This is a genomic window from Cohaesibacter celericrescens (assembly GCF_002866925.1).
In the GTDB taxonomy this organism is placed as follows: domain Bacteria; phylum Pseudomonadota; class Alphaproteobacteria; order Rhizobiales; family Cohaesibacteraceae; genus Cohaesibacter; species Cohaesibacter celericrescens.
On record NZ_PKUQ01000003.1, the window covers coordinates 26,134 to 49,913 of the forward strand.

The 23,780-nt window shown below is 48.5% G+C and carries 25 protein-coding genes and 1 pseudogene; 10 read left to right on the forward strand and 16 right to left on the reverse strand.

Annotation, left to right across the window (positions count from 1 at the left end):
* Positions 1-65 precede the first annotated feature (65 nt).
* From C0081_RS23350 to C0081_RS03695, 4 genes are all read right to left on the reverse strand, one after another.
* Positions 66-353, reverse strand: coding sequence for a hypothetical protein (locus C0081_RS23350; protein WP_210200377.1), 288 nt, complete (start codon positions 351-353; stop codon positions 66-68).
* 94 nt (positions 354-447) lie between these two features.
* Entirely contained in the window at positions 448-663 is a 216-nt protein-coding gene (locus C0081_RS23355; protein WP_210200378.1) for a hypothetical protein, read from the reverse strand.
* A gap of 99 nt (positions 664-762) precedes the next feature.
* Entirely contained in the window at positions 763-891 is a 129-nt protein-coding gene (locus C0081_RS23650; protein WP_280952856.1) for a hypothetical protein, read from the reverse strand.
* A 66-nt stretch (positions 892-957) separates the two neighbouring features.
* Positions 958-2,070 (reverse strand): mandelate racemase/muconate lactonizing enzyme family protein, encoded by a 1,113-nt coding sequence (locus C0081_RS03695; RefSeq protein WP_101532467.1) that lies wholly within the window; start codon positions 2,068-2,070, stop codon positions 958-960.
* A gap of 248 nt (positions 2,071-2,318) precedes the next feature.
* Here C0081_RS03695 and C0081_RS23505 point away from each other — a divergent pair.
* A pseudogene (locus C0081_RS23505) lies at positions 2,319-2,481 on the forward strand (transposase); the annotation flags it as partial.
* A gap of 1,283 nt (positions 2,482-3,764) precedes the next feature.
* On the opposite strand, the gene C0081_RS03710 reads toward C0081_RS23505, so the two are convergent.
* The 5 genes from C0081_RS03710 to dctP all read right to left on the reverse strand — a co-directional run bounded on the left by C0081_RS03710 (position 3,765) and on the right by dctP (position 7,695).
* The gene (locus C0081_RS03710) at positions 3,765-4,460 is read right to left on the reverse strand and encodes a GntR family transcriptional regulator (RefSeq protein ID WP_101532470.1); all 696 of its coding nucleotides are present in this window, start codon (positions 4,458-4,460) and stop codon (positions 3,765-3,767) included.
* Positions 4,461-4,601: 141 nt separating this feature from the next.
* Positions 4,602-4,727 (reverse strand): hypothetical protein, encoded by a 126-nt coding sequence (locus tag C0081_RS23655; protein WP_280952857.1) that lies wholly within the window; start codon positions 4,725-4,727, stop codon positions 4,602-4,604.
* A gap of 13 nt (positions 4,728-4,740) precedes the next feature.
* Positions 4,741-6,054, reverse strand: a complete 1,314-nt coding sequence (locus C0081_RS03715; protein ID WP_101532471.1) for a TRAP transporter large permease — start codon at positions 6,052-6,054, stop codon at positions 4,741-4,743.
* A gap of 3 nt (positions 6,055-6,057) precedes the next feature.
* Positions 6,058-6,594, reverse strand: coding sequence for a TRAP transporter small permease subunit (locus C0081_RS03720; RefSeq protein ID WP_101532472.1), 537 nt, complete (start codon positions 6,592-6,594; stop codon positions 6,058-6,060).
* A 78-nt stretch (positions 6,595-6,672) separates the two neighbouring features.
* Positions 6,673-7,695, reverse strand: coding sequence for a TRAP transporter substrate-binding protein DctP (gene dctP, locus C0081_RS03725; RefSeq protein ID WP_101532473.1), 1,023 nt, complete (start codon positions 7,693-7,695; stop codon positions 6,673-6,675).
* 322 nt (positions 7,696-8,017) lie between these two features.
* Here dctP and C0081_RS03730 point away from each other — a divergent pair, with 322 nt between their 5' ends.
* The 6 genes from C0081_RS03730 to C0081_RS03755 all read left to right on the forward strand — a co-directional run bounded on the left by C0081_RS03730 (position 8,018) and on the right by C0081_RS03755 (position 13,123).
* Positions 8,018-9,121 carry an isocitrate/isopropylmalate dehydrogenase family protein gene (locus tag C0081_RS03730; RefSeq protein ID WP_101532474.1) on the forward strand — a complete coding sequence of 368 codons (1,104 nt, stop codon included), beginning with the start codon at positions 8,018-8,020 and terminating at the stop codon, positions 9,119-9,121.
* Between the two features lie 37 nt (positions 9,122-9,158).
* Complete coding sequence (gene otnK, locus C0081_RS03735) at positions 9,159-10,424, forward strand: 3-oxo-tetronate kinase (RefSeq protein ID WP_101532475.1); 1,266 nt, start codon at positions 9,159-9,161, stop codon at positions 10,422-10,424.
* Complete coding sequence (otnC, locus tag C0081_RS03740) at positions 10,421-11,059, forward strand: 3-oxo-tetronate 4-phosphate decarboxylase (RefSeq protein WP_101532476.1); 639 nt, start codon at positions 10,421-10,423, stop codon at positions 11,057-11,059. The genes otnK and otnC overlap by 4 nt, the downstream gene beginning before the upstream one ends.
* A 29-nt stretch (positions 11,060-11,088) precedes the next feature.
* The gene (locus tag C0081_RS03745) at positions 11,089-11,376 is read left to right on the forward strand and encodes a putative quinol monooxygenase (protein ID WP_101532477.1); all 288 of its coding nucleotides are present in this window, start codon (positions 11,089-11,091) and stop codon (positions 11,374-11,376) included.
* A 406-nt stretch (positions 11,377-11,782) separates the two neighbouring features.
* Positions 11,783-12,076, forward strand: a complete 294-nt coding sequence (locus tag C0081_RS03750; protein WP_101532478.1) for a hypothetical protein — start codon at positions 11,783-11,785, stop codon at positions 12,074-12,076.
* Positions 12,077-12,229: 153 nt separating this feature from the next.
* Positions 12,230-13,123: an NAD(P)-dependent oxidoreductase gene (locus C0081_RS03755; RefSeq protein WP_101532479.1), complete on the forward strand. Its 894-nt coding sequence runs from the start codon at positions 12,230-12,232 to the stop codon at positions 13,121-13,123.
* Positions 13,124-13,450: 327 nt separating this feature from the next.
* Here the strand turns inward: C0081_RS03755 and C0081_RS23840 are convergent, their stop codons facing one another.
* Positions 13,451-13,711, reverse strand: a complete 261-nt coding sequence (locus tag C0081_RS23840) for a DDE-type integrase/transposase/recombinase (RefSeq protein ID WP_210200379.1) — start codon at positions 13,709-13,711, stop codon at positions 13,451-13,453.
* Positions 13,712-14,093: 382 nt separating this feature from the next.
* Between C0081_RS23840 and C0081_RS03765 the strand changes: the two genes are divergently transcribed.
* Entirely contained in the window at positions 14,094-15,422 is a 1,329-nt protein-coding gene (locus tag C0081_RS03765; RefSeq protein WP_245417853.1) for a Glu/Leu/Phe/Val family dehydrogenase, read from the forward strand.
* A gap of 273 nt (positions 15,423-15,695) precedes the next feature.
* On the opposite strand, the gene C0081_RS03770 is transcribed toward C0081_RS03765, so the two are convergent.
* The 6 genes from C0081_RS03770 to C0081_RS03795 all read right to left on the reverse strand — a co-directional run bounded on the left by C0081_RS03770 (position 15,696) and on the right by C0081_RS03795 (position 21,804).
* A complete protein-coding gene (locus C0081_RS03770; protein WP_101532481.1) occupies positions 15,696-16,643 on the reverse strand; it encodes a 2-hydroxyacid dehydrogenase in 948 nt (315 codons plus the stop codon).
* A gap of 142 nt (positions 16,644-16,785) precedes the next feature.
* A complete protein-coding gene (locus tag C0081_RS03775) occupies positions 16,786-17,994 on the reverse strand; it encodes an aspartate transaminase (protein ID WP_101532482.1) in 1,209 nt (402 codons plus the stop codon).
* 27 nt (positions 17,995-18,021) lie between these two features.
* Positions 18,022-19,329 carry a TRAP transporter large permease gene (locus C0081_RS03780; RefSeq protein ID WP_101532483.1) on the reverse strand — a complete coding sequence of 436 codons (1,308 nt, stop codon included), beginning with the start codon at positions 19,327-19,329 and terminating at the stop codon, positions 18,022-18,024.
* A gap of 4 nt (positions 19,330-19,333) precedes the next feature.
* On the reverse strand, positions 19,334-19,945 hold the full coding sequence (locus C0081_RS03785) for a TRAP transporter small permease subunit (protein ID WP_101532484.1): 612 nt from the start codon (positions 19,943-19,945) through the stop codon (positions 19,334-19,336).
* 2 nt (positions 19,946-19,947) lie between these two features.
* Positions 19,948-20,952 (reverse strand): TRAP transporter substrate-binding protein, encoded by a 1,005-nt coding sequence (locus C0081_RS03790; protein ID WP_101532496.1) that lies wholly within the window; start codon positions 20,950-20,952, stop codon positions 19,948-19,950.
* An 87-nt stretch (positions 20,953-21,039) separates the two neighbouring features.
* Positions 21,040-21,804 carry an SDR family oxidoreductase gene (locus C0081_RS03795; protein WP_101532485.1) on the reverse strand — a complete coding sequence of 255 codons (765 nt, stop codon included), beginning with the start codon at positions 21,802-21,804 and terminating at the stop codon, positions 21,040-21,042.
* 220 nt (positions 21,805-22,024) lie between these two features.
* On the opposite strand from C0081_RS03795, the gene nac reads away from it, so the two are divergent.
* Both nac and C0081_RS03805 read left to right on the forward strand, forming a co-directional pair.
* Complete coding sequence (gene nac / locus C0081_RS03800) at positions 22,025-22,963, forward strand: nitrogen assimilation transcriptional regulator NAC (protein WP_101532486.1); 939 nt, start codon at positions 22,025-22,027, stop codon at positions 22,961-22,963.
* Between the two features lie 107 nt (positions 22,964-23,070).
* On the forward strand, positions 23,071-23,745 hold the full coding sequence (locus C0081_RS03805) for a 4-carboxy-4-hydroxy-2-oxoadipate aldolase/oxaloacetate decarboxylase (RefSeq protein WP_101532487.1): 675 nt from the start codon (positions 23,071-23,073) through the stop codon (positions 23,743-23,745).
* Positions 23,746-23,780 lie beyond the last annotated feature (35 nt).

Genomic DNA, 23,780 nt, shown 5'->3' on the forward strand with positions numbered 1-23,780 from the left:
ATGAACAAATTGGCGCAGATATTTTCCCTCACTGTCCGATTCATTATGGGGTGCTGGCGGAGTATTCATCGGCTTTTCAATGCCGAAACGACGCAGGATAGCAACATCAGACTGCCCATAGCCGTCACTTCTGCGACACACAGGGCGACAATGGCAATCAGCGGAATGCTATCAACCAGACCGGAAACTGCACTTCCAATTGCACCGGACATGAAGGTGATAGAGGCATCATAACGACGTTCCTGTAGCTTTTCCGACATACGCGGCACGTAATACACTGCGATAGCAGCGCACAGCGGCAGAATAGTGGTGACGAAACCAACCAATAAGTCAACTTTGGTGCCCATCAGCATGGAGATTTACGTCGGCAGAAAGAAGTAGAACCCATACCCGCACCGTAATCCTGATCAGGCATCAATAAAGCACGCGTAAATCCAGCAGTGATTTCTACACACCTTTTGGTCCGTGGGCAAGCGGTGCGTCAAACAGAAAATAGCTGGTGACGCATGCGCGGATATACTGCGGGAGCCAGAAAGTCAGATAAAGAATGACCCCGGGGAAGAAACCCGCTTCTCTGACGCCAAGCAGGAAGCGTAAGAAGATAAAAACCGACACCGTGTGGGCGAACATCATTGACGCAGACACAAGGCCCGAGGTCACCATAATACCCGCAAGCCAAACGCGAGCGCCGATACGATAAAGAAGATACCGGCGCCGAAAGCGTAAGCCGCATAACTCAGGCCGGTATCCAGCTGAATAGTCTTATTTAGCAAAGCCAATGTTGGAACGATCCAGATAGGCCATAATAAACTTCAACGTAACCATCGGGTTGATCCGACGTATGGATTTACGGATTGGAAGTGATAAATCCTGATCAGTAGGGTCGAGCATAAATCACCTCTTTGTATTTGTCATTATTGTGGTGGCCCAGGCGCGTGCCCGGGCGATAAAGGTTGGTTATCTCACGCTAAAGCGCTCAAGAGCCTCCTGACGAAGCGTGGTGCCTGCACCTGGCGCGGTGGGGAGAGAGTAGTACCCTTCATTGACTTCAACCGGATCGACGAAACAGTCCAGCGTCCAGGGAATAAATTCCAGCAATGAGCAGGAAGGATGCGCCATCACCAGATGCAGCTGCGCTTGCATCATGTCACCGTGATGTGGTGTTACCGGCAGATTGAAAGCCAGGCCAAGATCGGCAATTTCCCATACCGCCGTCAGACCCCCGCAACGTGTTGCATCCGGTTGCAGGTAGTCCACCGCACCCGCCAGTACAAACTCTTTAAAGGAATCGAATTGATAGAGCAGCTCACCCAGCGCAATCGGCGTGTTGATACGTTCAGCCAGCATACGGTGGCTCGCGACGTCATCGTGCCACATCGGCTCTTCAAACCAGGTGATATCGAAATCCGCGAGCCGCGAGCCGTACTGCTTGGCGGTACTGATGTCCCATTTGGCGTTCGCGTCGACCATCAGATTCACGTCATCGCCAATCGCCTTTCTGACAGCCTCAATACGTTTGAGATCCTCTCGCGGGTCCGGCTTACCGATTTTCATCTTTATGGCATTAAATCCTTCTTCAAAAATCATTTTTTTGCAGTCATCAACCAGCTCCGCCGTATCGCGGACCAGCCAGCCGCAGTCAGTGTTATAGGCGAGAACGCGGTTGTTTTTCGAACCGCCAAAGACTTTCCACAGAGGCTGCTCCACCATTTTTGCTTTGAGATCCCACAGCGCGATATCAATGGCGGAGAGCGCCATTTGCATCAAGCCGCCGCGACCGACCCAGATATTGGTCGAACTGCGTGACATCTTGCGATGCAGGTAGCGAACTTCGCTGGCGTCCTCGCCGATCAGCATTGGGCCGAAAACGTCCTGAATGATGGTGGTGATAAGGCGGTCGGTGGTGATGTCGGCGTGCGTCCCGGTATAACCATAGCCAACAAGACCGGTATCCGTTTCGATCATCACCCCCGGCATTCCCCAATGGGTAATGCTATGGGTTGAGTCGCCAATAATATTTTTTGTAACCGGCACATGCATAATAAACGTGGTGAGTTTGGTGATTTTCATTGCGGATTCCTGTGTCTGAATGTCCTAACGGATGGCAGCACCGTAGCAACGGCCTTCCCGCAAGTCTGTCAAACGGTTGACACTTCCTCGGAAGCGGAGGGATTAACTGAGTTTTTAAACGGATCGCAAACTTGGCCGCTGCCCGATGGGGGAACCGGCGATTGATCTTGCTCTGCGCCCTAAAAAGGGAATCGTTCAGAATTAGAGTTTTCACGCTATTCTTTCGGCAGGGAGAAGGAACGAAAGCAATAAAAGCATCGAAGTTTTCGAACACCCAGAAGGCATTTATTCTGAAGCTGAGTGACGATTGCGTGCCTGTTGCAGAGATCTATAGGAAAGTCGGCATCAGTCAGGCGACTATTTCAACTGGAAAAGAAGTATGGTGGATTAACGCCTGATGAGACGCGCCGGCCATCCTCGACTGGTTCGTTCACAACGCCTGTCGCATCAAATTGGAGGGACAATCTTTCCGAAAGACTCAAGCCAATATGGGTGACGAAACCGACCTCACATGATACCTAAACCTTAAGGCCTCAAAACGGTCTGCAAAGGGTGTCCGAATGCTCCAGAATCCGCAAACGAGATGAGCAGATTTCGCCATCGGCAGTTGGGGCGCGTAATCGGAGCCTTGTATCCGATTGTTTAATAGGATCAATATTTACCGCATCAATATTTGGAGCTATCCGCTGAAGACTAGCTCTCTTCACAGTTTCATGAATTTTCTGTAACCGCTGTTCTGCTGATAATAGAACCAAACCTTGATGGCGTTGCCTATCGACTTTTTACCGCCCCGTCCAGATTTACCTATAGCTCCCCAAATGCTGCACAGTGCATGAACGGCAGCTTCCTGAAAGCCGCAGCATTTTGTCCGATCAAACTCACACTATGCGGACAAAGCTGCCACTTGTAAAAGTTGTGAATTAGGCTATTGATCTTTCTGGGAATAGTATCAAAATAGGTCTTTGTTATGAAGAAATTTTTCGTATTTACGATCTTTCACATCTGGGCATCTTTGACCATCAGCGGACCAACAATTGCTGGAGGCTACGAGTGCAGTTTTACGACTTCATGCTATGAAGAAACCGGATGTTTGTCGAAGACATTGGTCGTGGAAGTGATCGACAAATTGGGAAAAACAGCGGATCTCGTCTCCCCGGGGAATACTTTCCCCATGATAAAGTACGAAGATGAAGATGATGGGATAGCCTCTGGTACCGTAGCTTACACTTCGCTCTTAACAATGGACAGCATGTATATGTTGACGATATATCCCAACCAATCATCTAGGCTTAGCGTCCACGCATATCTGAACGATGCATATGCATTGCAATTCCGAGGTACATGTGCGGTCAAATAGGGCTCATTGCGGCCTAGTGCAACGCGATACAGATGTGGCCGACCGTGGCCCGCCACATGCATTCTCGGCCCAAACCGGGCATTGGCCGAGCGCCCGATATTGCAATGCAGCTTTCTTAAGGCTGCCATTCGTTTCGCGTGCAGCATGTCTTCACCTCAGACTTCAGCAACGCGGGACTTTGCAGACATTTGCTGCATCGCTGTGGCTTCGCACCCTTTACGGGAAAATAAACTTGTAAAATGGTGAAACCTAACCTTGTTGATGCACTTCACCAAAAGAACAGAGTGCCCAAATCAGAAACTGCAGATAGTTTAAAAAACAAACACATTTATTTGCATTACAGCACTGGTACTTTAAAATCCTCTAGAATGTTGAGCAATTCTGTTGAGGCCCTATTTCGGTGTTGCCGAAACAATGCACCCGCCTTTTTTGCTTCCCCGTTGCGCAAATATTCGAGGATTTTTCGATGATCTTGGGTTGATTTGACTGGTTTTTTCCGCAATCTCAGCGTCATCATTCGGGCTCTGTGGGCTTGATCGATAAGTGCGGAGACAATTTTGTTGAGGCGCTCATTGCCATTTATCTCCAATAGGGCTCGATGGAAGCGATCATCTGCTTCTGCCCATGCAATAAGATCATTTGCATCCAAGGCTTGTTCCATTTCCGAGGTGGCTTGTTCCAGAGGGGCTAAATCTTCTTCTGTCAGACCACGGCGAGCAATGTTTTCTGCAGCGCTAGGTTCCAGCGCCGAAAGGATTTCATAAATCTCACGCATGTCTTTGGCTTGGATTGGCAACACTCTAACGCCACGCCGCGGAATCAATTCAACAAGACCCTCGCTCTGCAACTGGATCAAGGCTTCACGCACAGGCGTACGGCTCATGTTGAGCCAAGCGGCTACTTCCGGTTCAGGAGCTTGATAGCCAGGCAACAATTCGTTGGTGAGAATTGCATGCTTAAGTCGATTGTAGGCATCGTCTACAAACGTTCGTTTAATCACTTTTTCTGGCATTGGAACAGGTTGCATTGTCATTTAGAATCCCTTCAGGGGACTATAGGCAGCGCAAAACAAAATTCAAAGCTATATTCAATAATGCATTCATCAATGCAAGAAACATAGGTTATTGATCTGCGTGCAAACAATTCTGAAACTGATATCTTTGCACGCAAATCCTCACATGAATCCAGAAGCATAACTGATCAGGAACCAAAGGAGAGCAGCCACTCCTAAAGCGCCGAAGATTTCTGGCCACCAGCCAAAATCGTAAATTTGATTCTCAGGTTCATCGGCAAGTTTCATGTCAAATTTTCTCCTATTTACCCAAGCTCGGTAACCACAGGGCGATTTCGGGGAAGATGATTACAAGTGTCAATCCAATCAACTGGAGCCCGATGAACGGCAGAACAGCGGCAAAAATCTCCTGTAATGTCACGTCTTTGGGGGCTACACTTTTGAGGTAAAAGCAAGCGGGCCCGAAGGGCGGTGATAACATATAGATTTGGATATTCATCGCGAACAGGACACCAAACCACACAGGATCATAACCAAGATTCACAACGACAGGAGCGAAGACAGGCACTGTAATAAATACAATGGCGATCCAATCCATAAAAGTGCCCAGTAGCATGATTATCGCCATCATAATGAGGATGACAACGATTGGAGCAACGTCCATACCCGTAAGCAATCCTTTGATGAACGAAGTGCCACCCAAAATATTGTAAATGCCAACCAAACTGACGGCACCAACGATCAACCAAACGATTGATCCGGTGGTTATCACTGTAGCCCAAAGTCCTTCACGCAAGCCTTTCATAGACATTTCACCCCGAAGCCAAGCGATCAACACAGAGCCGGTTGCGCCCAACGCTGCCGATTCAGTTACGGTTGCAAGTCCAGTATAGATTGAACCCAGGACACCACCGATCAACAGGAAGGGCAAGATAAGTCCTTTGAGGTATTTTACCCTTTTGGGCAGTGGCAAATACGCTTCAGGTGCGTCGTAGGCAGGACCCAAAGACGGGTTCAACCGGGTGCGAATGAGTATATATGCCACATAAAGTGAAGCGAGCAAAAAGCCTGGTAAGAAACCTGCGGAAAAAAGGTCCTTCACAGAAACACCGGCTTCGGATCCATATACAATTAATACCACGGAAGGTGGGATCAGGGTCGCGAGTGAACCTGACGCAGCAATGGTGCCGATAGACAGCTTTCTATCATAGCCAAGTCGGAACATTTGTGGCAGGGCAATAAGCCCCAACAGGACAATCTCGCCGCCGACGATGCCAGACATAGCCGCCAAAATGACTGATACAAACACAGTCTGAACGGCGACGCCGCCTTTCATCCGCCCGCCCAGAATTGCCATTGAATCAAACAGGTCTCTGGCTATTCCTCCTCGCTCCAAAATATTTGCCATAAAAACAAAAAATGGAACTGCGACGAGTGTGTATTTTTCAAAAACATGAACAACATTAGATGACACAAGGATCAAGCCAGGTGCTCCGAAGCTGAGCAAAGCCGCTGATATAGAGACCAGCAACGTGGACGCCCCCAGAGGGACCCCAACAGCCATGAGAGTAAATAGGCTTGCCACAATAAGCAGGGTAATGACTTCAATGCCCATTGATTAATCCTCCAAATCTGCACAGAGATTTACATGGACGGGGTCTTTTTCGTTTCCATTTTTTCTCGTCTTCAAAAAATTTGCCAATAATTGTAGGGCATAAAGCACCAATGCAACCATCAGCATAACCTTCAGATAGGAAGGGACCGGCGGATTAAATGCACTGCCTGACCGTTCCATATGTGCAATTGCCTGCATAGATGGTTTCCAGTTGGCCCACATAAGTCCCGATACGGCTAACAGACTCAATAAGAGAGCTATTTTACGCATAGCGTTCCACATTTTAGCACCAACAATGAGCTCCATCACAGTCACAGTAATGTGCCTATTTTGTTGGGTGACTGCGGCAGCCGATAACATCCAGGCTGTCCCACACATTGCTATGATGGCTTCGGTAGTCCAAACCGTTGGTGCGTTCAAAACGTAACGGGTAAAAACTTCATACACCGATAGAATGATCGCTGCGAGGTAGAATGCCCCGCAGGATTTACCTATGAACACACTTAGGCGCTCAACCAGTTCCACGAAACGTTGGCGCATTGCTTCCTCCCAAACCACGTCCTGATATAAAAAGAGTGACCAGCAAAACCAGTCACTCCAGTAACAACCAATTTTCGTTTATTTTAGAAGACCTTCTGCTTTCATAAATGCAAAATGGACGTCGAGCGCTTTTTGAGCTTTAGGAGATTTGGCTGCTGTTTCTTCCCAAGATTTGACAGCGATTGTGCGAAAAGCATCACGATCCTCTTGAGCCCAATTGATGACCTCAATATTCGGATCAGCCTGATCACGTTCAACCAACTTTTTGTCTTTTGCATCAAGTGCGTTCATGAGATCAGCATAAGCAGAATAGAACCAATCAGTTAGTCCTTGTTGCGTTTTTGTGCTCATGCCATCCCACAGTTGTTTATTTATAGTAAACTGATGCACTGCCATGGAGTGGATGCCAGGATAGAGCGGGAATTTTGCAATTTGGTGGAAACCGTTTTGATCGTTGTTAACATAGGCTGATGCATCAGCCGCATCCACGATGCCTTTTTCAAGCGATGTAAAAACTTCGGAGAATGGGATATTGGAAGGGCTTGCTCCTGCTGCGCGGAATACGGTGGCTGCGAGTCCTTCTGGTGAACGAATTTTAAGACCCTTGAGATCACTTACGCCACGAATAGGCACTTTAGAGACAAGGGCTTCTTTGGATACTGCTCCGCAGCCAACAACTTTCAACTTACCTGGCAACGTAGAATCCCAAAGATCCTGTAGTGCAGCGGCACCTCCGCCATCTTTACAGAATTTCTGTACCTGTGCTGGAGTGTCGTAGCCCGCAATCAAGTCACCCAAAATCGCAAAAGCTGGATCGCGGCCTGAGAAATAGGCGATGGACGTCAGATCACCAGACAGCACGCCAGCAGCAACAGTATCTGGCGTTTCATTACGCGGAACAACTGACTTGATTGGCAAAAATTCGATCGCAAGCTCCCCATCGGTCATTTCAGGCAGCTTAGGCGTCCAATGCTCATTCATGTATTTAAATGAAAAGCCACCGGACTGCGTGGATGTTTGTACGCGCAGGGTTTCGGCCGAAGCTGTGCCTGCGATGAGTAAAGCAACAGCCGAAGCTGCAATTGCTGATTTCTTAATCATGTATCTCCTCCCGACTTGGTCTAGATAGCCAAGCCAACCTGACATCAATCAAGCGAACATGCGAGATTACGTTCATGTAAACATTCATTTTTTAATCTGTCAATGTATTCATTAATTTATTTGACGAAAGGTTCTAAATGTGAGACTAATTTGGAACAAAACCAGATTATTGACGCACTATTATTATTATTAAATGTTATTTATCAATAGTTTATAGTATTTCAAACCAATCGGTGATGTGGTGCCCAGTCAATTTATCGGATCAAAATTTTTCTGTTTTTTTGATAAAAACTTGGAACTAAATGCCTAGGAGAATTAGATTATGTCGAAAAAAACTGAAGTTGCTTTGATTAAAGGGGACGGGATTGGCATCGATGTCACCGACGCTACTGTTGCTGTTGTAAACGCCGCTTTGGATCGAACAGGCGGCGCAAAACTCATCTACAAACCAATCAATGCCGGGGCTGCTTACTTTGGTGAGACGGGGCGCGATATTGAGCTGGGCGGTGAAGATGCTGCGGGCAAGTGCGACGCAATCTTTTTAGGAGCCATTGGTCTACCTTCTATACGTCATCCTGACGGTACCGAGATCTCACCGCATCTTCGTTTGCGCGACCAGTTTGGTCTCTATGCCGGCGTTCGCCCTATTCGCGCTTATCCAAATGCCCCTCAAAGATTGGCTGATCCCAAGGCGCAAAATATCGATATGATTATTTTGCGGGAATCGACGGAAGGCTTATTCTATTCGGCTGCTGTGCATGGCAGAAGTCAAATCATAGAAGATGTCGAGGTAAAAGACACCTTGCGCGTTACGCGAGCCACCAGTGAAAAACTGCATCGGTTCGCTTTCCGATTGGCAGAAAAACGAAAAGCACGCGGAAAACTGGGCAGATTAACCTGTGTTGATAAAGCCAATGTGTTCACTTCAATGGCGTTTTTCCGCAAAATATTTGATGAGGTGTCTAGGGAGTTTCCCGACGTAGATGTGTCCTACAATTATGTGGATGCCATGGCACTCGATCTTATTCGTCAGCCCTGGAATTTCGATATTATGGTCATGGAAAACATGTTTGGTGACATCCTATCGGACCTTGCAGGTGGGCTTGTTGGCGGCATGGGCATGGCCTGTTGTGCCGAAATCGGTGATGCGCATGGTCTATTCCAACCAGCTCATGGCAGTGCTCCCGATATCATAGGCCAAGACAAAGCCAACCCTCTGGCCGCGATCCTCAGCGGATCTCTCATGCTTGACTATTTGGCCGAGAAATCAGGAGAAGAATGTTTTGCCGATGCTTCTCATCTAATTGACTCTGCCGTGGAAATCGGATTCTCGGAAAATCTCCTTCGGCCGATGGAATTTGGCGGTGATATGGGAACAAAAGCAGTTACCAAAACCATCATTGAACTAACAAAAGGCAAGCAGTGATCACGCGCTGGGACCATTAGGCAATAGGGAGATTGGAATGTCCATAATACTCGGTGCTATAGCTGATGACTTTACTGGTGCGACAGATTTGGCAAACACACTTGTGAAGCAGGGAATGCGGGTGGTGCAAGTCATTGGCGTCCCAAGTGGCCCGCCTGAGTTGGGAGATGCACAAGCTGTTGTTGTCGCACTAAAATCACGAACGGCTCCGGTTGATGAGGCAGTTTCTCAATCGTTGACTGCCTTGGATTGGTTGCGCAGTCTTGGGGCAAAGCAAATCTTCTTCAAATATTGCTCGACTTTTGATTCGACAGACAAAGGCAATATTGGCCCAGTCTCAGATGCCTTACTTGAAGCTCTTAACGCTGAAATGGCCATTGTTTGCCCGGCATTTCCAACCAATCACAGGACCATTTATCAAGGCCATCTTTTTGTCGGTGATCAGCTTTTGTCAGAGTCACCGATGAAGAACCACCCGCTTACACCCATGTGCAACTCCAACTTAGTTGACTTAATGAACAAGCAAAGTGCCCATTCTGTAGGGTTAGTCCCTGCGCTCGCGGTTCGGATGGGCGCGATGGAAATTATCCAAAGCCTTGAACAAAACACTAGGGATAGACACCGGTTTGCAGTTGTTGATGCTGAAACCGATGAGGATCTGTTGGAAATCGGTATCGCGATTTCGGATCACCTACTTATTACAGGCGGATCCGGTATCGCACTGGGGCTCCCTCACAACTATCGTCGTGCCGGTTTGATGGGGACCGGCCAAGATGCGGCAACCCCGCAAGTTCCAGGAAAGAAAATGGTTTTGGCGGGCAGTTGCTCCACTGCGACACGGGCTCAGCTAGAATATATCAAAGGACGCTGGCCCACCTACCAACTCGATATGGATAAATTGACTGAACCTGAAGAAGAAATCGTAAAAGTCTGTGCATGGGCTGACGCCCAGCCGCACGACGCTCCGATCGTTATCTATGGTTCGGCTGAGCCAAAACAAGTCGCCATCGCACAACAAAAATTTGGCGTTGAGCAGTCAGGGCAAATGATGGAATTTGCGCTTAGTTCTTGCGCTAAGAGACTCTTTAAATCAGGATTTCGACAAATCGTCGTGGCAGGTGGAGAGACTTCAGGGGCGGTCGTGTCTGCGTTAGAGGTTACCAATTTGCGCATAGGATCAGAAATTGCCCCTGGAGTGCCGTGGACTGAGTCATTGGGTGATCAACCAATGGCTTTAGCGCTGAAGTCTGGAAATTTCGGTAAAGAATCGTTCTTTGAAGACGCTTTCGAAATGCTGTCATGAACGAGACCAAGCTGCGCGACGAAATCGTTGGCTTGGCCAAGTCGATGTTTGATAGGGGTCTGACTTTTGGCAGTTCAGGCAACATCAGCGTCCGGCTTGATGATGGTTGGCTGATGACTCCAACGGGGTCAACAATGGGGACACTCGATCCAGCTCGCCTTTCAAAGTTAGACATTAATGGCCGTCTCATAAGTGGTGACAAGCCAACCAAAGAAGCCTTTTTACACACCACTATGTATGAGCGACGCCCCAAAGCCAACGCAGTAGTTCACTTGCATTCAACACACTCTGTTGCTTTGGGCTGCCTGCATGATGTCGATCCCGCTAACGTTTTACCGCCTCTCACCGCATATTTCGTAATGCGCATTGGCACACTGCCACTCATCCCATATTTCGCTCCTGGTGATTTGAAGTTGGCTGAAGCGGTTGGAGAAATGGCGTCTCGACATCACGCAGTTTTGTTGGCCAACCACGGACCGGTCGTAGCAGGGAAAACGCTTCAAGATGCTGTCTATGCGACAGAAGAGCTGGAAGAGACTGCTAAGCTATTCCTAGCCTTGCAAAATTTGAGAACACGACCGCTAACATCCGAACAAGTCGCTGACTTGCACAGACGGTTTCCCCAAAATATCTGAAGTTCAATGTTCCCCAAAAGGAGAATGCAATGTTTGTTGTTTGTGTAACATTTTCAATCATACCCGAGCACATTCGAGGATTTCGGACGTTGGTGTTGGAACAGGCGCGCAACACTTTATCAACCGAAGTTGATTGCCATCAGTTTGATGTTTGCGTGAATGTGAACGAGCCAGAAAAAGTGTTTCTCTATGAGTTATACACCAACCCGGCCGCATTCGATTATCATCTAAAGACAGGTCACTTCATGGCGTTCAACAAGACAACAGAAATGATGGTGCTATCCAAAACCGTAAACACGTATCAGCAGGTTCAATAGTAAGCTGAATTTGTTCCCCATCAGCGCATGCGAGGCCAATTTGGTTGATAGGCTAAGAGCGGGTTTGAGACAAGCAGCGGTCAAAGAGTGTCGTCCTTTGCGCGCATGCCAGAACCATCTCTTCATGAAGGTCTTGAAAGGGCTCGCAGTTGACTAATGCACCGTAACAATGCGGCTTTCTCAAAGCCGCCGTTCATTCAAAATGTAGCATTATTCAGCAGACAGAAGACTTTATCGCAAACGAAGCAGACGATCTTTACCTTATCGTTTGGTTGCTCACTAAGGTGCACCAGCAGATAGGCAGTTCAACAGGGAAGTCCGATGACCCATTCGAACGAGACTAAGTCATTGTCCCAATCCACCCAAAATTTTACTTCACCAATCCATGAGTTTTAGGAAAACCTGCATGTTAAGATTTCTCAATATGTTGCATGTCAAATCAGTTCATTTGGACCCATTGGCCTTGACGTCAAACACATTGGAACCTAAAATATTATTGGCGCAGCGGTGGAACCATATCCGCGATCTTGAACATATAGTTGACCGTTTCCTTGCGGCTGATGGGCTATGGTTTGAGATGTTCAATGTGTCGAATGATGATAATTTCGTTGCTGAAAGCACGACTGAATTAATTAGAGCCTATTATCAGGGCGTTCCATGTCGCGACATGGGGCAGACTGCAACCTTCTATTCCCAGTAGAAGGCCAAAAGACTACTCACCTACCAACCCAACTATAGCTGGCGCATGTTTCTAGATGGCTAGGCCATCATCCAACAAGTGCGGTCCGCAGGGCATTTTATTGAGCCCGGATTGATCCGGCTGTATTGGTGTCAAACTTCAGGAGAATTTGAAATGGCAAAAATCGGTTTTATGGGCCTTGGCCTTATGGGCAGCGGCATGGCAGCAAGCCTCGTCAAGGCAGGTCATGACGTCACAGTCTGGAATCGCTCTCAGGGCAGCAAATGCACAGAGATTGAAAAGCTCGGTGCCAAGCTAGCTCCTACCCCGGAAGGTGCGGCAAAGGATGCCGACATGGTGATTTCGATGGTGGCCGACGATATCGCATCGGAGCGGGTGTGGATGGCTGAGGATGGCGCCCTCTCTGCCGCCAAACCCGGAATGATCGCGGTGGAATGCTCTACCATCTCCCACACCCATGTGAGGCGATTGGCAGAGGAGGTTAGTAAAAAGGGCGCGATCTATATCGATTGCCCGGTCAATGGTCCTCCGGCTGATGCAGCCACCGGCAATCTGGTTTTACTGGTTGGCGCAGATCCCGAGGATCTGGAAAAGGCAAGGCCCATTCTTGAGGTGATTTCCAAATCCATCTTGCATTTTGGTGCGGTAGGTACCGGCACCGGCTTCAAACTTTTGAACAATATGCTGGGTGCTGTGCATGTGGCCGCCATCGCCGAAGTGTCCCACCTAGCCCAAAAGCTGGAACTGAATGCTGAAACCCTCATTGCGGCAGTGGAAAGCGGCCCCTGCGCCAGTCCCCACACCGTGCGTATGATCCGCGCCATGGCCCACAACAAGCTATCCGAGCAGACCGGCCTCGCCATCGGTTTGCGCGAAAAGGATACTCGTTATTGCATGGCTATGGCTGAGGCCAATATGACGGGACTTTCTATCGGCAAGGCCGCCTATGGCTGGTATAAAGAAGCCCTCTCCAGTGTCGCAAAAGAGGATGATTCCGCCATGCTGCAAGTTATTGCCGCAAATAACGGCTTTGTGCCTGAACAATAGGGTCCAGACTGCCAGTCATCTCCAATCACGCCATATCTAAGTCAAACAGTGATATCCGACATAGTCTGCTACACCATTCCGGAGCTATCCAGTAAGATCAGATAGCTCCGGTAAAATGGCAGAGAGTATCAGGCAATTGCTTGGGGTATGCTGACTGAGATTAGAGATCTTTTCGCCAGTAATATGACGAAGACCATGCGAATATCTTGCATGAGGGTGGTGCCAGACAAACTTGAAATTGACCAAAGAGGGCCAGTATCTTCGAGTGTTACGCCGCACAAAGACCCCGCCACTCTGCGAAAGCGGCGTTACGGTTTAGCTTGAAATTTAGTCTGCTGTAGAGGCCTCTCTCCTGATTGAAATGGTTGTAAACTGATGCGTGGATGGTCGGTGCGAAGTCTCGGCTCTATTATTCCGCCAGCGACCTGTCTCATGACAATCAGCGTTGCCGATCTCCCTCATCGCAGCGCAATCGGATCGTAATTTGTCTGTTACCAACGAAAGCGGATGCCCATGGCGTTTCATGGTTTTCTTGAGGAATTTCAATGCCGCCTTACGATCACGGCTCTTCGTGACATAGGATTCCAATACTTAGCCCTCGAGATCAACTGCCCACACAGATAGTGCCCTCCGCATTGCTCGCGTGATGAGGCCCTCCACAAAATCGGCATCCATCATCAAAATCAATGGGCGAGCAATCTCGGTCACATCATGGAACTGGTTGGCACCATAACCAAACAATCTTGGAACGACAGTTTCAAAGCGCGTAGTTTTGTTGCACCGGTCCACTTACGCAACTTTCTCCTTCTTTTTCCTCATCGAACCAGTAGAGAAGTATAACGAACGCGGACCTCCCAAACCAAGAGTTGTAAGGGGTCAATCTATGCCAGAAAATTCAGAAAATTCACTATTATCAAGTGTCGATAAAATATTTGACGACTCATCTTCTCTCTGTCTTCTAGGAGACGGAATGAAAGAACGAATCAAAGCTTGCAACCTAACATTAACCATTCGGTTTGGCGTCCGCCTGAGAGGAAAAGTCTTCAGCTTTACAGGTTGGCGTTCGGTTCACAGCGAACATCAACATCCTGCCAAAGGTGGCATCCGATATGCCCCCAACGTAGATCAGGAAGAAGTTGAAGGTTTGGCTGCGTTGATGACCTACAAATGCGCCCTCATGGGCATTCCCTTTAGTGGTTCCAAAGGCGCGCTGCAGATTAACCGAAATGAATGGGAACCGCATGAGTTGGAGCGCATCACGCGCCGCTTTACTCAGGAATTGGCCAAACGCAATCTGATTGGCCCAAGTCAGAACGTCCCTGCTCCAGATATGGGCACGAGCGAAGTGGAAATGGCATGGATCGCGGACGAATATCAGCGGCTAAATCGCCTCGATATTAACGCCTCGGCTTGTGTGACTGGTAAGCCACTTTCCCATGGGGGAATTGAAGGCCGCATCGAAGCAACGGGTCGCGGTACACAATACGCTATTCAGGAATTTTTCCGCTCTTGGCCAGACAGAGAGAAAATTGGTTTGGATGGCGACTTGCGCGGCAAGCGTGTCATCATTCAGGGGCTTGGCAACGTAGGGTATCATGCAGCCAAATTCCTGTCGCAAGAAGATGGATGTATCATTCAAGGGGTAATTGAGCATGACGGCGGCGTTTTTCGCGCTGAAGGACTGAATATTGAGAAGCTGCGCCAACATATGAACACCCACGGTGGCGTTTGTGGATTCCTTGATGCAGAGAGTTTTGAAGACGGCAGCAAGATGCTTGAGATGCCTTGTGATATTCTTATTCCTGCAGCGCGGGAAAATGTGATCACATCCAAGAACGCCGCCAACATTCAAGCCCGTCTTGTGGTCGAAGCTGCAAATGGTCCCATCAGCTACTCTGGCGACCAAATCCTTCGGGAAAAAGGCGTTACAGTTATGCCTGATATTTATGTCAACTCCGGTGGTGTAACCGTCAGCTATTTCGAATGGATCAAAAATCTGGGCCATATGCGTCTTGGCCTTCTCGATCATCAACGTCAGGAAACCCAAAATCGCCGCATTGCTGAGATGTTGGAATCAATGACCGGTGTCAAAATTCCCAAAGACCAATGGGATGCCTTTGTTCGCGGTAGCGATGAAATAGATTTGGTGCGTTCTGGTCTGGATGAAATGATGCGCCAAGCATTCCAGCGCATGGTGGAGGTTTATCAAACCCGAGAGGGTGTGGAAGATCTCAGGACGGCAGCTTACGTGCTCGCGATTGAATCTGTGGCCAATTCCTATAAAGCAAGCGGCATCTAGAACACTTAATGCCAGCAACGAGGACTTGCAAAGCATCAATCAACTCGTATCCATCCAAGATCTCAAGCCAAGGAAGATCACTTCCTTGGCTTTTTCATGTTCTTAGCTTTTTGTTTTTTGCATTGATTTGATAGCACAGTGGCAGAAATTCAAGGCTTTAAAGACCTTGTCATACGCCACGCCGAGTTGCCTGAATGTGGTAACAAAAAGCCCCGATTGGCATAATGGCCAACCGAGGCTTTTGAGGATTTTTCAAGCTCACCAACGCTGATATCAAATAACCGGTGTTGGCAAGGGACGGCCTTCGAACTGAGCAAGAAGATTGTCAAAAACCAGTTTGCCCATGGCTTTTCTGGTCTCAACTGTGCCACTGGCGTGATGTGGCTGCAGCAGCACATTATCGAGGGCAACAAAACGCTGGTTCAAGGCAGGTTCCCCTTCGAAAACATCAAGACAAGCAAACCCAAGCGCCTTTTTCTCAAGGGCATCGAGGAGTGCGCTCTCATCGATATTTGATGCACGCGAAACATTGATCAACATGCCATTAGGGCCAAGAGCTTCGATCACTTTCTGATCGACCACATGTTTGTTTGCCGGTCCACCAGTCAATGTAACAAAGAGAAAGTCGGAGCGTTCGGCCAAAGTCTCAGCGCTCGGTTCAAATGCCCAATCCTTGGCAAATTCCCTTGGTTCCAAATCGCAATAGGCAACATCCATATCGAAACCAGCACAGCGTTGTGCAACTTCATAGCCGATACGACCCAACCCAAGAACCCCGACACGTTTACCAAACACGCGGGTCTGTAAAGGAAAACCACCTTTGGTTTGCCAATTGCCTGAACGGACCCAATCTTGAGCCCCAATGATTCCTCGAGATGCAGCAAGCATCATAGCAACACCAAGATCTGCGACATCGCCGGTCAGGACGTCAGGAGTGTTGGTTACCCGTACGCCGGCCGCTTTTGCAGCATCCAGATCAACCGCATCGAAGCCGACACCATAAACGGAAATAATTTCAAGATTTGGCAGTGCCTCGATCAAAGCCTTATCGGCACCCAATTCGCCACGGGTCGCAATACCGCGGATTTTGTCGGCGCATTCAGCAACAAAGGCTGCCTTGTTCTGAGCTTCGAAATAGCGATGAACCTCAAACTGTTTTTCCAATCGTTCCACATCCCATTCCGGATATGGCCCAATTTGCAAGATATGTGGTTTCTCCAAAACTATTCTCCTCAAAAAATGCAATACAAATGGTCTTCATCCGCAAGCGTCAACTGACCAAAATACAAAAATGCCGAAACCGGCCAACCGCGATCAGAAATACTGATTTTACGATTGGTCGTTTCCGGCAATTTAGCAGCCATTATGACAAGGCTTCACATGCACGGATAATGCGCTTACATCCATCCGCAATGATGTCTTCGCTTGTCGCTACGGAAATCCGGAAATAGGGAGACAATCCATATGCATTCCCCGCAATAACCGCGACACCTTCAGTCTCTAGGATGTAAAGAACAAAATCAGCATCCGTTTCAATCACTTTGCCATCCGGCGTTTTCTTGCCCAGCACACCTTCGCAGCCCGGATAGACGTAAAAGGAGCCTTCGGATGCACGACAAGTAAGGCCGGGAGCCTTATTCAGTAACGAGGTGGCTAGTTCGCTGCGTTTTTTGTAGACTTCAAGCCATTCCGCAACAAAGCCCTGATCACCAGTCAACGCAGAAACGGCTGCAGCCTGACTTACAGAGGATGCGCAAGATGCCATCTGTGACTGAAGCGTATTGATGGCCGTAACCAAAGCCACAGGGCCAGCACCATAGCCAATACGCCAGCCTGTCATCGCGTAGGTTTTTGATACGCCATTGATCAGGAACGTTCTGTCAATGAGGCCTGGTTCAACAGCAACTGGGCTTACTACTTTCTCACCGGTGAAAACAATCTCGTCGTAGATGTCATCAGTAAGAAGCCAAACTTGTGGGTGACGCATTAGAACGTCTGTGACCACTTTCATCTCTTTAGCTGAATAAATAGCGCCAGTTGGGTTGCTTGGGGAGTTCAGGATCAACCAGCGGGAGTTCGGTGTGATTGCAGCTTCAAGCGCTTCAGTTGTCAGTTTGAAGCCGGTCTCTTCACCACAAGGAACAATCACCGGCGTGCCGCCACAAGCAAGAACCATGTCGGGATATGATACCCAGAATGGAGCGGGAATGATGACCTCATCCCCTTTGCCGACAGTTGCCATCAGCGTGTTAAAAATAACCTGCTTGCCGCCATTGCTGACGGTAATTTGGTTCATTCCATAGTCAACGCCTGTGGTCTTTTTCAAGCGGTCTGCGATGGCTTTACGCAGGGGAAGAATGCCGGGTACCGCTGTGTATTTGGTTTCGCCACGCATGATGGCATCACACGCATCTTTTTTGACAGAATCGGGTGTATCAAAGTCGGGTTCGCCGACTGTGAGATTTACGATATCACGCCCCTCCTCACGCAACTGACGTGCGCGATCAGCTGCCGCTGTGCTTGGTGAGGGTTTGATGCGCTTAATGCGATCTGCAAGTTTTAATTCAGACACGATGTCCTCCGTGTTTTATAAGTTAGGTCATGCACCGAATAGTAAGTTTGGCAACCACAGGACGAACTCTGGGAAGAGAGCCAAGAAAGCGATAAATGCGAGCATGAGAGCAACAAAGGGCATGGTTACCCTTGTGATATATCCAATCCCGTCCCCCGTCACACCTTGAATAACGAACAGGTTGAAGCCGACTGGCGGCGTGATCTGTGCAAGTTCGACCACAATAACCAGGAAGATACCGAACCATACTTTGTCAAAACCGGCGGCAGTTACCAGCGGCAAGACAACAGGCAAGGTCGTCACGATCATGGAAAATCCTTCAAGGAAGCAACCGAGAACAAGATAGACGGCTGTCAGTGCAACAATCAGCATGAAGGGAGTGAGCTGGAGTTCAGCAACATATTCTGCCAGAAATTCTGCAATTCCCAAGAATGACGTGATATTGCCCAAAACGGTTGCGCCGACGATGATAAGACCAATCATACTACAGGTCTGCATAGAGCTAAGTGCCACATCCCTAAAGGCCTGCAGATTTAGCCCCCCTTGAGAACCAGCAACAAGGATCGCACCGAATACGCCCACTGCGGCGGCCTCAGAGGGCGTTGCAAAGCCTCCATACATAGAACCAAGCACAGCAAGAATAAGGAATACGACAGGGGCCAATTCCTTCAATGCAGCAAAACGAACGGCCCAAGAAGCATTGCGTAATTGTCTTTCGGACTCTGGGATCAAGTCGCGATTGATAGTTGTCCGCAGCATGATCATGCCCATGAACAGGACAGCAAGAAGAACTCCTGGGAGGAAGCCAGCTGTGAACAGCCGTAAAACAGATTCTTCTGCCAGAACCCCATAAATGATCATCACGGTACTCGGTGGGATAAGGAACCCCAAAGTACCTGCACCGGCAAGACTTCCGATAGCGATGTCACGAGAATAGCCGCGGCGCAGCAGTTCGGTAAGGGAAATGCGACCAACAACCTGTGTTGTTGCCGCGGACGATCCGGAAATAGCCGCGAATATCGAACATGCCACCACATTGACGTGCAAGAGACGTCCGGGAAGCAACCCCATCCAAGGCGCAAGGCCATTGAAGAGCGATCGAGACAAATTTGTCCGGAACAAAAACTCTCCCATGATCACAAAAAGAGGGAGGGCAACCAATTCACTGGTCGTAAGAATGTTAAAGAAATACTGCGGTAGCAGTTTATCAATCGGGATATCACGAAAGATGGTCACCATCGTGATACCGGTTCCCATCAGTGACAACCCGACCCAAACACCTGACCCAAGAAAAAGGACCAAGATCAGCAGTAGTGATCCAATAATAGCTGTCATAATCCTATTCCTCCGGCTTTTTCAGATCTAGATCTTCACTGGAAGCAACCTTCAGACTGATGTCTTCCAACCGGTACCCAAGAATACTCCTAAGCAATCGTTCGAACATCGCCATTGTCAACAAGCACGATCCAAGCGTCATACCAGCCTGCGGGATCCACAAAGGTGTGAAACTGGCGTAGGACACATTGCTGTCAACAAAAGATCGCAGTGTGAAGTTTATTAATGACCAAGATAGGAAACCGGTAACGAACGTTCCAACTGAGGTTGCCCAAATTTCAAAGGCGGCTTTGGTCTTGTTTGGAAGTGCACCAAGAAGAGCTGTCACTCGGATGTGAGAGCCCGCTCTGAGTGTGATGGCAGAGCCCAGCATGAATGCGACTCCCATCAAATATCCGCTATACTCCCAGGCAACAGGGATATTGCTAGGAATACCAGGGATGACTTTTGAAAGGGTTGCAAGGGCAACTTCAGAAAAGACCAGTATTGTTAAAATGGTCAGGCACAAGGCAGCGAGAATTCCTCCACCTATGGCGAGCGCACTTATTACTCGCACATAGATGGAGAAGATCCCTCTAACCCAGGTCTGATCAGCACAGACTTCTGGGTCGTTCATGCTTATTCTCTCCCGAGTTCAGCAAGATACTGATCAACGATCGATTTTGCTTCTGGAACACGAACAAGATATTCTTCTAGAAGAACTTTGGTACGCTGTTGGATATCCGCGAACATTTCTGTAGGAATATCGACAACTTCCATGCCATTTTCCTGCATTTTAGCGACGCTTTCCAAGTCTTTATCTCGCGCAACGTCCCAGAAAACGGGTTCCAGTTTTTGGGCAGTATCTTCGATCGCTTTTTGATCATCAGCGGACAACTTGTTCCATGTATCAAGGTTGATACTCACAATGTTGCTGCCCCATGTGTGGTTGGATGGGTAGATATATTTCAAGAATTCCCAGAATTTGCCGTCAACACCGGAAGTCGCTGATGTTGCAACGCCTTCAACGCGACCAGAAGCCAAGGCAGGGATAAGCTCACCCCAAGGAATCTGCACACCGGCCATGCCGATGGCTTTCATCGTATCAACTGTGGTTTTGTCAGCGCCCCGGATTTTGATGTCTTCTAGCTTGTCAGCAGTATCAACATTCACTTTTAGATACATATACTGTTTTGGTGACGGTACATAATACAGGAATTTTTGATTGTATTTTGCAGCTACTTTTTCGATTTCAGGACGCCAGAATTTGTGCAAAACCTTCAGGTCAGCCATTGAGCTGACGAGGAATGGTACATTTTCGAGTCCAAACAGAGCTTCATCACCAATCTGTTGGCTACCCAAAACGTCAGCCATTGGAATCAGGCCATCACGAACAGCGCGAAGATGCTCAGGACCCTTAAAGCCCAGCGCGCCACCGGCATGAACATTGATTTTGACATTGCCGTCGGTTGCTTTTTCAACTTCTTCTGCAAATTTCTTTACATTCTGAGTGCCATAGTTGGACTCAGGAAGAACTTCGGATAGATCCAGTGTGACCGCTGACGCAAAGGTCGGCATGATGAGAGCAGAAGTAGCCAGAATAGCTGCTGCGCCACAAACGACATTTCGAATAGAATTTAGCATATGAACTCCCGTTGGTTGATGGTGATGAATAACCGCGGATGTATGTTCCGTCATGTTATTGTCCTCCGTTTTTTGAGACCGAGATCTCTAGTCTTTTCCTCCAGCATCATCCGCCGTGTGACGAATGAATTCCAGTCCTCCAACTGCTTGGAATGTTGGAAGTATTTCCAAACAACTGATGTTTGCATATGATGGTGCACCCACCGCATCTCCAATTGCATTCGCGATGTCTTTAGGCTGCAAAATCTCGTAGCCCTCAACGAAGTCTTTTTGTGCCTGTTTGGGATTGCCGTGCACCTTGCCGAAAATCTCTGTAGCCACACGTGCCGGACAGATTTCGGTAACACGAATGCGCTTACCAAGAACGTCTGTGCGCAACTGGTTTGTCAGTGCACGCACACCAGCTTTGGTGGCATGGTAGACCGTGTTACTTTTGAATGGATATGCCGCAGCAATAGACGTAATATTGATAATATGTCCGCGATCACGTTCGATCATGCCAGGCAACACAGCACCAATACCATGTAAGACCGCACCGAAGTTGATTGTAACCTGAGCATCGATCTGATCAGCGGAAAGGGTATGAATGGACCCTTTATGGTCGACCCCTGCGTTGTTCACGATAACATCGACTTCAAGCGACTTCAGCAATTCGCGGTATGCTGCGGTGTCAGAGATGTCGATGGCATGTGGAACACATTTAACTCGGGAAGCAAGCTCTTCAAGCTTGTCCTGATTGCGACCAATCGCGTGGACGGTGAGACCTTCTTGAGCAAAACGCTCAGTAATTGCGCTCCCGATACCACCAGAAGCACCGGTTACCAGCGCGACCTTATAATCTGAAAAAGCCATTCTTACCTCGCATATTTATAATGATGTTTAGTAAACCTATAAGCTTGAGTGCGTGCCGGATAAGAGTATTTGGTTCTGCACTAAAAGAATTTGGCTATATTTCATTTTCGGGAGGAATTGTTATGCTGACAAACATCGGTTGAAATTATTTCACCAACTTGACAATTGTGCAGGACCATTCGCACATGCGTCACTGAAGCATCGGCGTGGAAAACAAGCTATGGATACAAAGAGGCTAAGCTATTTTGTAAAAATCATCGACAAGGGAAGCCTGACCCGGGCAGCAGATGCGCTGAATATAGCGCAACCAGCCCTGAGCCAGCACTTGATCAGTCTTGAAGCACATTTCAAACAACAGCTGGTTGTGAGGAGTAGGCACGGCGTTACGATGACGGAAGCGGGCAAGGCGCTCTACCGACACGCCCAGATTGTTCTTAAACAAATGGACCTGATGTCGAGTGACGTTTCCGAAGCCGCGAAAGTCCTATCCGGCAGTGTTTCCGTTGGACTTGCACCTTACAGTACAACGTCAACCCTTTCGCTGTCTTTGCTAAAGGAAATCAAACGGCAATATCCAGAAATCATGCTGCATGTGAATGACAATTTTGGGAGCGTATTTAGCGAGCTTGTGATGAATGGCCGGATGGATCTCGCTTTAATTTATGACCCAGGCATGATGCGCGGCGTGAACTTTCAGCAGGTCGCGGTTGAGGAGTTGTTTCTAATTTCACGCCGTTCGGCTGCGTTGCCCAGTGACGTTAAAGAGGCGGTTCCACTGACATCCCTTGAAAATGTGCCACTACTGTTACCAAGCCGTATCCATCTGCTTCGATCCCTGGTTGATACTGCCTTTGAAACGTCGCACGTCGTCCCCAAGATCGTCGCTGAAATCGACTCGATGGAAACGCTTGGAGCTGCCATTTCCGAGGGCATTGGATCGACCATTCTACCCTGGTCAGCAGCGAGCCGCATGACAGACTTCAAACAGTTGATTCTTCGCCCCATAAAAGACCCAGCCATCGAAGCTACGATATCTGTCTGTGTTTCCGACAACATCCCCTTGTCCGAGCCTGCTATGGCTGTTCACGATGTCCTATTTCGCTTGGTGCGCGAACTCATCGCATCCAATCAATGGCCTGGCGTCAGGCCTCCACAATGACCCAAGTATAAGCCGAACCGATCATACCAGATTCAATTCGTGTTTGTGGAGATGGTTCATAGAGGCCTACCTTTTCGATAAGATAACTCCAATCGAAAGGGTAGTTTATGGCGCACGTTATTGAGAATATCGAGCGGCCCGATGCATCTGTTGTCGAGGCAATTTCTCACTTTACACCGGCAACAATTCATGAGGCTCAAGGGCGTCGTGGCGCTATAGCATCAAGAATCAAGCCAATTTACAACGGCATGACAGTCTGCGGTCCGGCCATAACGATCAGAGCCCACCCCGGCGACAACATCATGTTGCAGCTTGCAATCAGCATTGCAAAGCCGGGAGATGTGCTCGTATTTGCAACTGACGAGTCAAGCGAACAAGGCTGTTTTGGTGAAGTTCTGGGCACATGGGCACAGGCTCGCGGTATTGCGGGCCTTGTCACAGACAGTGGTGTCCGCGATGGGCCAGCCCTAAACAAAAATGGCTTTTCAGTTTTCAGCCCGGGCCTTTGCATCAAAGGAACCGTGAAAGAAACACCAGGCTTCATCAACCAACCGATTTCTTTCGGCGGCGAAATCATCAATCCCGGTGATATTATCGTTGGTGATGATGACGGTCTTGTTGTCGTACGCCCCCATGAAGCGATGGAAATTGCTGCAGAATCCAAAAAACGCGATGATGCAGAAGCCGTTTTGATGGCAAAACTGAAAGAGGGCACCAACTTGCTGGAAGCTGTTGGCATGGACAAAAAAGCAGAAGCCAAAGGCATCACCTTCGATCGCTAACCCGTCAATGAAGAAGACCGGAAAGGGAAAATTCC